Genomic DNA, 12,411 nt, shown 5'->3' with positions numbered 1-12,411 from the left:
ATCCCGCTAGCGTTCAATCTGAGCCAGGATCAAACTCTTCAGTTTAATCTCTGTATTTGTTTCGTATTCTTGGTCTGAATAAATCCAAACCAGGTCATACGTCGCTACTCAAAGGAAGTGAGGTATGCTCTTAAACTTGACGTCTAAGGTACTTCACTTCTAGTGAGCACTTGATTTCATTGTGCTTGTGGCCGGGGCTTAAAACCCAGTCACACTGCACTCGCATCAAGCGCCCACACTTATCGGTTGTTTAATTGTTAAAGAGCGGCACTGCTAAATTCGGTACTACTTACTGCCTGCTCGCTTCGCCGCTTTCGCTGGCGCCGCGTTGTTTGCAGCAGAGAAACGAGATTATGAAGAAGTTTTTATCGCTTGTCAAGTCAGCGGCACATCCATCGTTACGCTTTCTTGCCTGCAACCTCTTCAGGTCCGCCTCTCTTTAGCAGCTATCGAAATATCAGGGTTAACCCTAAGTTTTCGGCAACTGCCAAGCCCAAGACTATAACACGATTTTTGCAGATTGCGCAACTGGCTTTTGCCTAATTTGCACCCTATCTTGCAACCCCTCAGCTCGACTTTCGCCTCAGCCTTGGCCCCGGAATCCAGGGATCGGTCACCGCACCGGGTGGCTGGAAAGCAAGGGAAAACCCTTAAACAACATAACCAGCCAAGCCCAAAACTATAGCACGATTTTTGCGAATTGTGCAACTGGCTTCTGCCTGATTTGCCGCAATTCTTGCAATAACCGCTGAGCTTCCATTTCTGATCGCCTGGCGGCAGGTCGGCTTGGTTACCCATGCTGGCCTGTGTGCTTGCTTGGCTTCGCGCTTCAAAACTGCCGAATCGCGAAGGAGCGAGACTATAGCACGGAATTTTTCCTATGCTGCGGAGGGGGCACCCTTTTTTCAAGAAGATGAAGTTTTTAGGGGACGTACTAAAGCATCTGAAACGATCCAGCCACCCGCGCCTATATATAGAGGGCAGTAAGGCGCGGCAGCTACAGCCTAAGCTCCGTGGTTTCCTTGATCTGCTGAAGCGCGAAGAATGAGCGCATGTCGACCACGGCGGGATGCCGCATCAGCGTGTCCATGGCGAACCGGGAGAAATGCGCCAGGTCGGCGACCTGTATGCGCAGCAGGTAGTCCATGTCACCAGACATGGCGTAGCACTCGACCACCTCCGGCCAGAGTTGCACGTCGCGTGCGAAATCGCTCATTGGGGCATGACTGGAGCCGCTGTGCTTGTTCAGGCGGATATTCACGTAGGCGAGCAGGCCGAGGCCGACCTTCCCCGCGTCGATCAACGCGACGTACTTCTTGATGAACCCCTTCTCTTCGAGCCGGCGAACCCGGCGCAGGCAGGGACTGGGAGAAAGCGACACCCGGTCGGCCAGTTCCTGGTTGCTCAGGCGGCCATCTCGCTGCAGCTCAGCCAAAATCCGTATATCTGTCCTATCTAGCTCAATGTCAGACATTTTCAGCCCTAAATGTTTTCTGTACAGCAATATTATTGCTCAACCTAGCGGCTTTCGCGACATGTTTGCAATTGTCTGCCCGTCGTTCCTTCCTACAATCTCCGTCTAGACTTGAAGAACAAGTCGTCCTTAAAAACGATGCAAGGGAGCAGACTTATGAGCAGCGCTTTCCAACCCTGGGACAACCCGATGGGTACCGCCGGGTTCGAGTTCATTGAATATGCCGCGCCGGACCCCGCCGCGCTGCGCAAGGTGTTCGAACTGCTGGGCTTCAAGGCCATCGCCAAGCACCGCCACAAGGACGTGACGCTTTACCGTCAGGGCGGCGTGAACTTCCTGATCAACGCCGAACCGGATTCCTTTGCCCAACGTTTCGCCCGCCTGCACGGCCCGTCGATCTGTGCGATCGGCTTCCGTGTGCAGGACGCCAATGCCGCCTACAAGCGCGCGCTGGAGCTGGGCGCATGGGGTTTCGACTCGCATAGCGGCCCGATGGAGCTGAACATCCCGGCGATCAAGGGCATCGGCGATTCGCTGATTTATCTGGTGGATCGCTGGAGCGGCAAGGACGGCCACGGCGGCATCGGCGACATCAGCATCTATGACGTGGACTTCGTGCCCGTGGATCCGCAGAACGCCCAGGCCGATCTGCATCACCGCGGCGCCGGTCTGACGCTGGTGGACCACCTGACGCACAACGTGCACAAGGGCCGCATGGCCGAGTGGGCCGAATTCTACGAACGCCTCTTTAATTTCCGCGAAGTGCGCTACTTCGACATCGAGGGCAAAGTGACGGGCGTGAAGTCCAAGGCCATGACCTCGCCTTGCGGCAACATCCGCATTCCTATCAATGAGGAAGGCACGGAAGAGAAGGGCCAGATCCAGGAATACCTGGACCTGTACCGCGGCGAGGGCATCCAGCACATCGCCATGGCCACGGAAGACATCTACAGCACCATCGAAGCGCTGCGCCAGAACGGCGTGGTGTTCCTGGATACGCCGGAAACCTACTATGAACTGCTGGATCGCCGCCTGCCGAATCACGGCGAGGACGTGGCGCGCCTGCAGAAGAACCGCATCCTGCTGGATGGCGCCCCCGGCGGCGGCCTGCTGCTGCAGATCTTCACCGAAAACCAGATCGGCCCGATCTTCTTCGAGATCATTCAGCGCAAGGGCAACGACGGCTTCGGCGAAGGCAATTTCAAGGCCCTGTTCGAATCGATCGAACTGGACCAGATGCGCCGCGGCGTGGTTAAGACCGTCGAGTAAAGACTTCCCCCGCCAGCGCCCGGTGCCCAGGCATCGGCGCTGGCTTTGAAACCTCACCTTTGGTGAGGTTTTTTTTCGCCTGCTACTTCTGCAGCCGGTCCTGGAACTGCTTGCGGAACTTGGCGACCTTGGGCGCGATCACGAACTGGCAGTAGCCTTGCTCGGGATGCAGGGCGAAGTAGTTGCTGTGATAGTCCTCGGCTTGCCAGAAGGTGGCGGGCGGCAACACGTGCGTCACGATAGGCGCATCGTAGATTTTCTGGGCTTCGACCTCCGCAATGACCGCTTGCGCCTGCTCGCGCTGCGTTTCGTTCTGCCAGAAGATGGCGGACTCGTATTGCGGGCCGACGTCGTTGCCCTGGCGGCCCGGGGTGGTGGGGTCGTGGGTCGCGAAGAACACGCGCAGCAAATCGCTGTAAGACAATTCGGCGGGGTCGAACTCGACGCGGGCCACTTCGATGTGGCCCGTGGCCTTCCCGCAGACCTGCTCGTAGCTGGGGTTGTCCACATGGCCGCCGCTGTAACCGGGCAGCACGCTCTTGACACCACGCAGCTCGGTGAACACCGCTTCGACGCACCAGAAGCAGCCGCCGCCGAGCACGGCGACTTCATTGCCCGGGGAGGGTTGTTCTGCCATGACGATTCCTTCCTGATAGGCGGCCGCGGACTGCGGCCAAGCGCCCCAGCTTACGCGCGGGACGCGAGAGAATAAGACTACTGCTTGGGCGGAGCCAGCGACAAGATCCATTCGGCGAGCGCGCGGGCGTCGTCCGGGCTGACCTGGGTTTGCGCGGGCATGGGCACGGCGCCCCAGGCGCCACGGCCGCCGCCGCGGATCTTGCCTGCCAGGTAGTCGACCATGGCGTCGCCCTGGCCCGCATAGCGTTCGGCCACGCTCTTGAGCGGCGGCCCCACGCGTTTGGCTTCGACCTGGTGGCAGGCCATACAGGCCTTGTTCTTGGCCAGATCCAAGCCGGTGGTTTGCGCTTGCGCCGCCCCCGCGCCCAGCACGCAGGCGGCGGCCAACAACAGACTACTCTTCAAATGCATCGGTAACTGCCCCACGGCTCGCGGTGCTGGCGAGCTTGCCGAATTTGGCAAGCACACCGCGTGTGTAACGCGGCCGGGGCTGCACCCAGGCCTGGCGACGAGCCGCCATTTCTTCGTCGCTGATATTGAGCTGCAACAGCAGCTTGTGGGCATCGATGGTAACCGAATCGCCCTCGCGGATCAGCGCGATGGGACCGCCCACGAAGGCTTCCGGCGCAACGTGGCCCACGACCATGCCCCAGGTGCCGCCGGAAAAGCGCCCGTCGGTGATCAGCCCCACGGTTTCGCCCAGCCCCTGGCCGACCAGCGCGGAGGTAGGCGCGAGCATTTCGCGCATGCCGGGACCGCCCTTCGGGCCTTCGTAACGGATGACCACCACATCGCCATCACGGATCTCGCGCGCCATGATGGCGGTCATGGCGTCATCCTCGGAATCGAAGACGCGCGCCGGGCCCGTGATGACGGGATTCTTCAGGCCGGTGATCTTGGCGACACAGCCTTCAGGCGAGAGATTGCCCTTCAAGATGGCCAGATGCCCCTGCGGATAGAGCGCGCGGTCCAGCGGCATGATGACGTCCTGGTCCGCCCTGGGCGCATCGGGCACGCCGGCCAAGGTCTCGGCGATGGTCTTGCCGGTGATGGTGATGCAGTCCGCATGCAGCAAGCCCGCATTGAGCAGCAGCTTCATGACCTGCGGAATGCCGCCGGCGCGATGCAGATCGGTGGCGACGTATTTGCCGGACGGTTTCAGGTCGCACAGCACCGGCACGCGCTTGCGGATGCGTTCAAAGTCGTCGATGGTCCAGGGCACTTCCGCGGCATGCGCAATTGCCAGGAAGTGCAGCACGGCATTGGTGGAGCCGCCCGTGGCCATGATGACGGACACCGCATTTTCGATGGACTCGCGCGTGATGATGTCGCGCGGGCGCAGCCCTTTCCTGACCGCCTCGACCAGCACCCGAGCCGACTCCGCCGCGGAAGCGACCTTTTCCTCGTCCTCGTTGGCCATGGTGCTGGAGTACGGCAGGCTCATGCCCATGGCTTCGAACGCGGAGCTCATGGTGTTGGCGGTGTACATGCCGCCACAGGACCCCGATCCCGGAATCGCGCATTTCTCTATTTGCTTGAAGTCTTCTTCGGGCATGCGGCCCATGGTGTATTCGCCCACCGCCTCGAAGACGGAGACGATGGTGAGATCGTTGCCCTTGTAATGGCCGGGCTTGATGGTGCCGCCATAGACATAGATGCCGGGCACGTTGGTGCGCGCCAGCGCGATCATCCCGCCGGGCATGTTCTTGTCGCAGCCGCCGATCACCACCACGCCGTCCATCCACTGCCCTTGCGCAGCGGTCTCGATGCAGTCGGCGATGACTTCGCGGGACACCAGCGAGTACTTCATGCCCTCGGTGCCCATGGACATGCCGTCGGAAATGGTGGGCGTGCCGAACACCTGGGGATTGGCGCGCGATGCGCGAATAGCGCCGATGGCGGCATCGGCCAGGCGCTGCAGGCCGCTATTGCAAGGCGTGATGGTCGAATGGCCATTGGCCACGCCGATCATGGGATTTTCGAAATCGGACTCTTGATAGCCCAGCGCGTAGTACATGGCGCGATTGGGTGCGCGCGCGACACCGTGGGTGATATGGCGGGAACGTTCGTTGTGCGGCATGGTCTGTCTCCTGTCGGCCGACGGGGCTCGGACATGGCGACCGCCCCGGGGGAACTGGCTCGCTTGCGCGCGAATCTTCAATGTTCGCCGGTTATTATCATTCAACTTTATTGTGTCGGGCAGAACATGCTGCAATATCCCCAATTTGATCCCGTCGCCCTGCAGATCGGGCCGCTAGCCATCCACTGGTACGGACTGATGTACCTGGTGGGCTTTGCCCTGGTGTACCTGCTGGGACGCCGGCGCATCACCAGCGGCCACACCACATCGCTGAACGTGAAGGACCTGGAAGACCTGATCTTCTATAGCGTGCTGGGCGTGGTGGTGGGCGGACGGCTAGGCTATGTACTGTTCTACAAGCCTTCGTATTACCTGTCCCATCCGCTGGAAGTGGCGTACCTGTGGCAGGGCGGCATGTCGTTCCATGGCGGCTTGATCGGCGTGATCGTGGTGATGCTGCTGTTCGCGCGCAAGAAGAAGCTGCCGTTCTTTGCGGTCAGCGATTTCATTGCACCGCTGATTCCGTTGGGGCTGGGCTTCGGCCGCCTGGGCAACTTCATCAATGGCGAGCTCTGGGGCCGGCCCACCGATGTGCCGTGGGCCATGGTGTTTCCTGGCAGCGGCGACGGCCTGGCGCGCCACCCTTCGCAGCTCTATGAACTGGGCCTGGAAGGCATCGTGCTGTTTGCGCTGCTGTGGTGGTTTTCGAGCAAGCCGCGCCCGCTGGGACAGGTGAGCGGGCTCTTCCTGATGGGCTACGGAACGTTCCGCTTCCTGGTGGAATTCACCCGCGAGCCGGACAACTTCCTGGGCCTGCTCGCGGGCGGTTTGAGCATGGGACAGTGGCTGTCCGTGCCGATGGTCGCCCTGGGCGCCATCATGTTCAGCCTTACTGCAAAACGATCGTCCCGTTGACTGCGATGCTAACCGTGACGTTGCCCGCTTCCAGCGGCACGTCCGGGCTATAGCCGCCCGAGGCATCCTTGGACATGGCCGCGGCGCCCATCATGCGCGGCATCGGTACCGGACCGCCGGAACCGCCCAGTTCCAGCTTGGACAGGCGGTAGCCCGAGAAACCGAAGGCGTTGGCCGCGGCCAACGCGCGGTCCTTGAAGGCTTGCGCGGCTTCCTTCAGCAGCTTGCGCTCTTCAGCTTCGCGCACCTCGCGCGACAGCAGGAAGCTGATGTTGGAAATGGCTGTCTTGTCGGACAGCTTGGAGGCCAATGCGGCGGCGGCTTCGAAGTCCTTGGATTCGAGGATCACTTCGCCCTGGCCGCGCCAGGAACCGATCTTGCCTTTGCTGGAAGTGTTCGGCCAAACGTTGTAGCCGCCGGTGCGCACTTCCACGCCCTTGACGTCGCGCGCGCGCTTGACCACGTCGTCCAGAGCGGCGCTCAGCTTCTTGCCCGCGGCAGGTTGGTCGGGCGCCTCGACTTCGGCGGACAAGGAAATGCGCACAGTGTCCTGCTTGACCTCGGAAGACGCCATGGCCTGCAGGGTCAATTCCGGCGCACGACTGGCTGCCGCTTCGGTAGCGGCGGCGGGCGCCTGGGTCTGCGCATGCGCGAGCGGCGCGGCGCTCAGAGCGGCCACGGTTGCGCACGCCGCGCCGAGTTTGGTCAGCGAGAAAACTGGGTGTTTGAACATGGACTGGTCCTAGGAGGGAGGACGAAGAGGGAGTGGTGAGGCGCCCGGGGCGGACCTGCTCTTATGGCAGGCCCGCTGGGATAGATGCCCCGCCTGTGCCGTCAAGGCCGGCATCTCGAACCCTGAGGTTCAAGGTGGTCGCGTTCCGAAGAGCGTCGGGTTCGTCTACGGGAGACGATCACTCCAGCTCTGCACTCCCGCAACCAATATGCCAAAAGACATAGGTTCAGAGAATGTATGGCCTAGTCACGAACACGGCAGGGACAAACTGAAAATACTTGAATACTGCTTTATGAACGGTTAGAGCAGTTTTTCCTGACCCGACAAGGCGTCATCGAGTACTGCGTTCATGTCCTCGATTCTACGCTTGAAGTCGCCGACCGCCAAACCGCCCAGAGGACCGTCGGGCGCTTTCATGGCGAGCAGTTCGCCCGCGACTTGCAGCGCGGCCATCACGGCGATGCGTTCGTTGCTGGAGACCTTGCCCGTGCCCTGGATGCGCAGCATCAGTTGGTCCACGTGACGCACGGCGGCCAGCAGCGTCGGCTTCTCTTCGGCGGAACATGCCAGGGAATAGTCGCGCCCCAGTATGGTGACATCTACGCGTTCCATCAGTGTTGCTCTCCAGACGGTGCGCCCGGCAGACGGGCCAGCACGACGTCAATACGCTCGCGGGCCGATGCGGCAGCCACGCGCAAGCGCTGTAATTCGGTGTCGCGGGTCTGCAGATTGCCCTGCAGTTCGGTTTCCCTGGCGGAGAAACGCGATTCGAGCGATTGGCGCTCGGAAGTTTCGCGAGCCAGTTGCTCACGCAGCGAGGCTTCAGCCTGCTGGGCTTGCTCGAGCATGGCGGTGACCGCCCCGTCGTTGTCCTGAAGCTTGCTCTGCAGCGTGACGATTTCGGCCTCGCGCTCGGCGGCGCGCTGCTTGAGCACACGCTGCTCGGCTTCAGTGTCGTTCAGGCGTTGGCGCAACGCGTCACGCTCTGCGTGGAGTTGGCGGGTGCGTTGCACCAGTTGCCCGATACGGGCGGCGAGTTGGTCTAGATCTTGCAGCATGGGCGCTATCGTAAACCATCCTGAGTTGAACGGGGTCTCTTCACGCAAGGTGAGAAACCCGGCAATATTCAGTAGGATTTATCCCTCACTCATACGAAAGCCACGCATCCGGCCGATCCTGCTTTCGCCTTTCTTTCTATAAACTTTCACTTAGCTTTCAAAAAGCCCTCAAACTTCCTGACCCGTTACAACTCGGGGTCGGGAGTTCCCGAATTTTAGGGAAAACCCCAGCCTTTCACCGACCTTACAGGGTTTGCAGCGTGGCGGGCGTCCATTACCATTCGCCCTTTCAAGAATCCCAGCCTTACCTTTCATAAGAACAAACGGCACCCCGAAGTGCCTTTTTTGTGCCTGTCACTCGCCTGTCGGCGGGAGTGGCCACAGACCTTTTTTATCTACATGCTGTAAACAGGAGCCAACCAATCATGCAGCTACGCAATCGACAGGACTTCTGGTCGGGGGTGATGTTCATCGCCCTAGGACTGGGATTCGCCTGGCAGGCCAGCAGCTACCAAATGGGTACTGCCGCCCGAATGGGCCCAGGGTATTTTCCTTTCTGGCTAGGCATTGTTCTGGCATTGCTGGGCGCCATCGTGCTGCTTGGCTCGATGTCCAAGAAGGCGCACGACACCCACGTCGACAAGTTCGACTGGCGCATCGTGTTCCTGGTGGTCGGATCGGTCGTGCTCTACGGCTTCATCCTCAAGCTGCTGGGCATCTACATCTCGGTATTCGTCCTGGTTGTCGTCAGCAGCCTGGCCAGCCACGAGTTCAGCCTGAAGGTCGCCGTCGCCAACGGCATCTTCCTGGTGCTGTTCTCGTATCTGGCATTCGTCAAGGGGCTGGGGCTGATTTTCCCGCTGTGGCCGTCGTTTCTGGGCATGAACTAAGGAGCACCCGGTCATGGAATTGTTTGACAACCTGATGTTGGGCTTCTCGGTGGCGTTTACGCCCGAGAACCTGCTTTACGCACTGCTGGGCTGCATTCTGGGCACGCTGATCGGCGTGCTGCCGGGCATCGGCCCCGTCCCGACCATCGCCATGCTGCTGCCGATCACGTACGTGCTGCCCCCGGTAGCCGGCCTGATCATGCTCGCAGGCATCTACTACGGCGCCCAATACGGCGGCTCCACGACGGCAATTCTTGTGGCTTTGCCAGGGGAAACGTCCGCGGTGGTGACCGTGCTGGACGGTCACCAGATGGCCCGCAACGGCCGTGCTGGCGCCGCGCTGGCGATCGCCGCGCTGGGTTCGTTCTTCGCAGGCTGCGTGGCCACGCTGCTGCTGGCCGCCTTCGCGCCCCCGCTGGCTGAAGTCGCGTTCAAGTTCGGCCCCGCCGAGTACTTCTCGCTGATGTGCCTGGGCCTGGTCGGCGCCGTGGTGCTGGCTTCGGGTTCGCTGCCCAAGGCTATCGCGATGATCCTGCTGGGCCTGCTGCTGGGCATGGTCGGCACCGATGTGAACTCGGGCGTTGCCCGCTTCGACTTCGGCATCCCCGAGCTGCAGGACGGCATCGACTTCGCCATCGTGGCCATGGGCGTGTTCGGCTTCGCCGAAATCATGACCAACCTCGAGCAGAAGGAAAATCGCGTCGACATCACCGACAAGATCGGCTCGCTGTATCCCAACAAGCAGGAATTCAAGGAAGCCGCTCCCGCCGTGCTGCGCGGCACGGCCCTGGGTTCGGCCCTGGGCATCCTGCCGGGCGGTGGCGCCGTGCTGTCGTCGTTTGCGTCCTACACGCTGGAAAAGAAGATCTCGAAGAACCCGGAACGCTTCGGCAAGGGCCACCCGGCCGGCCTGGCTGGCCCGGAATCGGCGAACAACGCTGCGGCCCAGACCTCGTTCATCCCGCTGCTGACCCTGGGTATCCCGGGCAACGCCGTGATGGCGCTGATGGTCGGCGCGATGACCATCCACAACATCCAGCCCGGCCCGCAAGTCATGACGAGCCACCCGGAGCTGTTCTGGGGCCTGATCGCCTCGATGTGGATCGGCAACCTGATGCTGGTGGTGCTGAACCTGCCGCTGATCGGCCTGTGGGTCAAGCTGCTGAAGGTGCCCTACCGCATCCTGTTCCCGGCGATTCTGGTGTTCTGCACGATCGGGGTGTACTCGTTGAACTACAACACGTTCGACATCTTCACCACCGCCATCTTCGGCATCATCGGCTACGTCTGGTCCAAGCTGAAGTGCGAAGGCGCACCGCTGCTGCTGGGCTTGGTGCTGGGCCCCATGATGGAAGAGAACTTCCGTCGCGCCCTGCTGCTGTCGCGCGGCGACTTCACGACCTTCGTGACGCGTCCGCTGTCGGCCTCGCTGCTGGCCATCGCCGTCTTCCTGGTGATCCTGGTGGCGCTGCCTGCGATCCGCAAGAAGCGCGAAGAGACCTTCGTCGAAGAAGAGTAAAGCGCAGCCTGCCGCTCAGCGGCAGTCTCGCCCTGAAAACCCCCGGGTTCCGCCCGGGGGTTTTTCTTTGTGCGCGCGGAATTCAGTCCGACAAACGCTACGGATCGATACCACTCAATACGGAGTATGTTCAAACGCAGTTCGCGTACGTTAAGCTAGGGGTTTACCCCACGCGACGATTCGAGATGAATTTCAACTGGAACAACCCCTATCCCACCATCCGGCGCCCGGTGTTCGCGCGCAACGTGGTCGCCACCTCGCAGCCGCTGGCCGCGCAGGCGGGCCTGCGGATCCTGGCGCAAGGCGGCAATGCCGTCGACGCGGCGATCGCCGCGGCCGCCACGCTGGCCCTGACGGAGCCGGTCAGCAACGGGCTGGGATCGGACTGTTTCGCCATCGTCTGGGACGGCTCCAAACTGCATGGGCTGAATGCCTCGGGCACGGCGCCGGCCGGGTGGAACATGGATTACTTCCGGCGCAAGCATCAGGGCGCCATCCCGGCCCGGGGCTGGGACAGCGTGACGGTGCCGGGCTGCGTGGCCGGCTGGGCCGCCCTGCATGAAAAACTGGGCCGCCTGGCCTTTGCCGACGTGCTGGCGCCCGCCATCGAGTACGCCGAGCGCGGCTTTGCCGTGTCGCCCGTCGTGCAAGAGAAATGGGCGGCGCAAGCCGATGTCCTGCAGCCGCAGCCGGGCTTCGCCGAGCATTTCCTGCCGCGCGGGCGCGCGCCGCAGGTCGGTGAGCACTTCGTGCTGCAGGGCGCGGCCTCCACCCTCAAGCGCATCGCGGCCAGCGGCGGCCGGGACTTCTACGAAGGCGAAACCGCCCACAAGCTGGTGGCGCATGCCCAGGCCCACGACGCCGCCCTGACGCTGGCCGATCTGCGCGATTACGCGCCGCAATGGGTCACGCCGATCAGCCAGGCGTATCGCGGCCACACACTGCATCAGATTCCACCCAATGGCCAGGGCATCGCCGCCCTGATCGCCCTGGGCATCCTGCAAAACTTCGACGTGGCGGCCCGCCCGGTAGATCATCCAGAGACGCAGCACCTGCTGATCGAGGCGATGAAACTGGCCTTCGCCGACGTCTACGATCACGTGGCCGATGCCCGCCACATGCGCGTCACGCCCGAACAGATGCTGGCCGCGGACTATCTGGCGCAGCGTGCGCGCCTGATCGACCCCAACGCCGCACAGGCCCCTGCCAGCGGCCATGCGCCGCGCGGCGGCACCGTCTACCTGACCGCGGCCGACAAGTGCGGCATGATGGTCAGCTTCATCCAGTCGAACTACATGGGTTTTGGTTCCGGCGTGGTGGTGCCAGGCACCGGCGTCAGCCTGCAGAACCGCGGTCATTGCTTCAGTACCGATCCCGGCCACCCCAATGCGGTGGCCGGCGGCAAGCGCCCTTTCCACACCATCATCCCCGGTTTCCTGATGCGCAATGGCGCCCCCGTCATGAGTTTCGGGGTCATGGGAGGCAATATGCAGCCCCAGGGGCAGGTGCAGGCGCTGGTGCGGATGCTGGACTATGGGCAGCAGCCGCAAGCCGCCTGCGACGCGCCTCGCTGGAAATGGAACCACGGACTGTCATTGGACGTGGAGGCCGGCCTGGCACCGGCGGTCGCCGAGGGACTGCGCGCCCGCGGCCACGTGCTCGAAAGCCTGGCGGATCCCTACATGGATTTCGGATCGGGGCAATTCATCTGGCGCCTGGGCGACCCGGCCGTCGACGGATATGTCAGCGCCAGCGACAGCCGGCGCGATGGACTCGCCGCGGGCTTTTGATTGCGTTAAGGTTAGGGCCTGTTAACAGGCGCCAGCGCCCCTGA

Annotated in this window: 12 protein-coding genes and 1 other RNA gene; 5 read left to right on the top strand and 8 right to left on the bottom strand. The window is 62.1% G+C overall.

Annotated features, from left to right (window positions below):
• Positions 1-997: 997 nt before the first annotated feature.
• The gene (locus tag AC6LKD_RS13525; protein ID WP_013391516.1) at positions 998-1,474 is read right to left on the bottom strand and encodes an Lrp/AsnC family transcriptional regulator; all 477 of its coding nucleotides are present in this window, start codon (positions 1,472-1,474) and stop codon (positions 998-1,000) included.
• A 156-nt stretch (positions 1,475-1,630) separates the two neighbouring features.
• Here AC6LKD_RS13525 and hppD point away from each other — a divergent pair, with 156 nt between their 5' ends.
• Positions 1,631-2,743, top strand: a complete 1,113-nt coding sequence (gene hppD, locus AC6LKD_RS13520; protein WP_013391515.1) for a 4-hydroxyphenylpyruvate dioxygenase — start codon at positions 1,631-1,633, stop codon at positions 2,741-2,743.
• Between the two features lie 82 nt (positions 2,744-2,825).
• Here hppD and msrA read toward each other — a convergent pair whose 3' ends face one another.
• The 3 genes from msrA to ilvD form a co-directional block, all read right to left on the bottom strand.
• Positions 2,826-3,380, bottom strand: a complete 555-nt coding sequence (msrA, locus tag AC6LKD_RS13515; RefSeq protein ID WP_013391514.1) for a peptide-methionine (S)-S-oxide reductase MsrA — start codon at positions 3,378-3,380, stop codon at positions 2,826-2,828.
• A gap of 77 nt (positions 3,381-3,457) precedes the next feature.
• Positions 3,458-3,793: a c-type cytochrome gene (locus tag AC6LKD_RS13510; RefSeq protein ID WP_054458538.1), complete on the bottom strand. Its 336-nt coding sequence runs from the start codon at positions 3,791-3,793 to the stop codon at positions 3,458-3,460.
• Positions 3,777-5,462, bottom strand: a complete 1,686-nt coding sequence (gene ilvD / locus AC6LKD_RS13505; RefSeq protein ID WP_498116517.1) for a dihydroxy-acid dehydratase — start codon at positions 5,460-5,462, stop codon at positions 3,777-3,779. Before ilvD ends, AC6LKD_RS13510 begins: the two co-directional genes overlap by 17 nt.
• A 126-nt stretch (positions 5,463-5,588) precedes the next feature.
• On the opposite strand from ilvD, the gene lgt reads away from it, so the two are divergent.
• Entirely contained in the window at positions 5,589-6,377 is a 789-nt protein-coding gene (gene lgt, locus AC6LKD_RS13500; protein WP_013391511.1) for a prolipoprotein diacylglyceryl transferase, read from the top strand.
• On the opposite strand, the gene AC6LKD_RS13495 is transcribed toward lgt, so the two are convergent.
• The 4 genes from AC6LKD_RS13495 to AC6LKD_RS13480 form a co-directional block, all read right to left on the bottom strand.
• The gene (locus AC6LKD_RS13495) at positions 6,352-7,110 is read right to left on the bottom strand and encodes an SIMPL domain-containing protein (protein ID WP_492276975.1); all 759 of its coding nucleotides are present in this window, start codon (positions 7,108-7,110) and stop codon (positions 6,352-6,354) included. The genes lgt and AC6LKD_RS13495 overlap by 26 nt on opposite strands.
• Positions 7,111-7,192: 82 nt before the next feature.
• Positions 7,193-7,377: non-coding RNA, 6S RNA (gene ssrS / locus AC6LKD_RS13490), on the bottom strand.
• A 33-nt stretch (positions 7,378-7,410) separates the two neighbouring features.
• Positions 7,411-7,722, bottom strand: coding sequence for a cell division protein ZapA (locus AC6LKD_RS13485; protein ID WP_006388757.1), 312 nt, complete (start codon positions 7,720-7,722; stop codon positions 7,411-7,413).
• Positions 7,722-8,168, bottom strand: coding sequence for a hypothetical protein (locus AC6LKD_RS13480; protein WP_498116516.1), 447 nt, complete (start codon positions 8,166-8,168; stop codon positions 7,722-7,724). The genes AC6LKD_RS13485 and AC6LKD_RS13480 overlap by 1 nt, the downstream gene beginning before the upstream one ends.
• Positions 8,169-8,593: 425 nt before the next feature.
• On the opposite strand from AC6LKD_RS13480, the gene AC6LKD_RS13475 reads away from it, so the two are divergent.
• The 3 genes from AC6LKD_RS13475 (at position 8,594) to AC6LKD_RS13465 (ending at position 12,367) form a co-directional block, all read left to right on the top strand.
• Positions 8,594-9,058 carry a tripartite tricarboxylate transporter TctB family protein gene (locus tag AC6LKD_RS13475; RefSeq protein WP_013391508.1) on the top strand — a complete coding sequence of 155 codons (465 nt, stop codon included), beginning with the start codon at positions 8,594-8,596 and terminating at the stop codon, positions 9,056-9,058.
• 13 nt (positions 9,059-9,071) lie between these two features.
• On the top strand, positions 9,072-10,577 hold the full coding sequence (locus tag AC6LKD_RS13470; RefSeq protein WP_013391507.1) for a tripartite tricarboxylate transporter permease: 1,506 nt from the start codon (positions 9,072-9,074) through the stop codon (positions 10,575-10,577).
• A 185-nt stretch (positions 10,578-10,762) separates the two neighbouring features.
• Positions 10,763-12,367 carry a gamma-glutamyltransferase family protein gene (locus tag AC6LKD_RS13465; protein WP_498116515.1) on the top strand — a complete coding sequence of 535 codons (1,605 nt, stop codon included), beginning with the start codon at positions 10,763-10,765 and terminating at the stop codon, positions 12,365-12,367.
• Positions 12,368-12,411 lie beyond the last annotated feature (44 nt).

It is taken from the genome of Achromobacter sp. D7-1, assembly GCF_059760445.1.
Note: the sequence above shows the minus strand (reverse complement) of the source record. Positions and strands in the feature narration are given on the sequence as shown.

Excerpts from the sequence above, each read along its gene's own strand:
- AC6LKD_RS13525 (WP_013391516.1), bottom strand. The coding sequence starts at position 1,474 with ATGTCTGACATTGAGCTAGATAGGACAGATATACGGATTTTGGCTGAG.
- hppD (WP_013391515.1), top strand. The coding sequence starts at position 1,631 with ATGAGCAGCGCTTTCCAACCCTGGGACAACCCGATGGGTACCGCCGGG.
- msrA (WP_013391514.1), bottom strand. The coding sequence starts at position 3,380 with ATGGCAGAACAACCCTCCCCGGGCAATGAAGTCGCCGTGCTCGGCGGC.
- AC6LKD_RS13510 (WP_054458538.1), bottom strand. The coding sequence starts at position 3,793 with ATGCATTTGAAGAGTAGTCTGTTGTTGGCCGCCGCCTGCGTGCTGGGC.
- ilvD (WP_498116517.1), bottom strand. The coding sequence starts at position 5,462 with ATGCCGCACAACGAACGTTCCCGCCATATCACCCACGGTGTCGCGCGC.
- lgt (WP_013391511.1), top strand. The coding sequence starts at position 5,589 with ATGCTGCAATATCCCCAATTTGATCCCGTCGCCCTGCAGATCGGGCCG.
- AC6LKD_RS13495 (WP_492276975.1), bottom strand. The coding sequence starts at position 7,110 with ATGTTCAAACACCCAGTTTTCTCGCTGACCAAACTCGGCGCGGCGTGC.
- AC6LKD_RS13485 (WP_006388757.1), bottom strand. The coding sequence starts at position 7,722 with ATGGAACGCGTAGATGTCACCATACTGGGGCGCGACTATTCCCTGGCA.
- AC6LKD_RS13480 (WP_498116516.1), bottom strand. The coding sequence starts at position 8,168 with ATGCTGCAAGATCTAGACCAACTCGCCGCCCGTATCGGGCAACTGGTG.
- AC6LKD_RS13475 (WP_013391508.1), top strand. The coding sequence starts at position 8,594 with ATGCAGCTACGCAATCGACAGGACTTCTGGTCGGGGGTGATGTTCATC.
- AC6LKD_RS13470 (WP_013391507.1), top strand. The coding sequence starts at position 9,072 with ATGGAATTGTTTGACAACCTGATGTTGGGCTTCTCGGTGGCGTTTACG.
- AC6LKD_RS13465 (WP_498116515.1), top strand. The coding sequence starts at position 10,763 with ATGAATTTCAACTGGAACAACCCCTATCCCACCATCCGGCGCCCGGTG.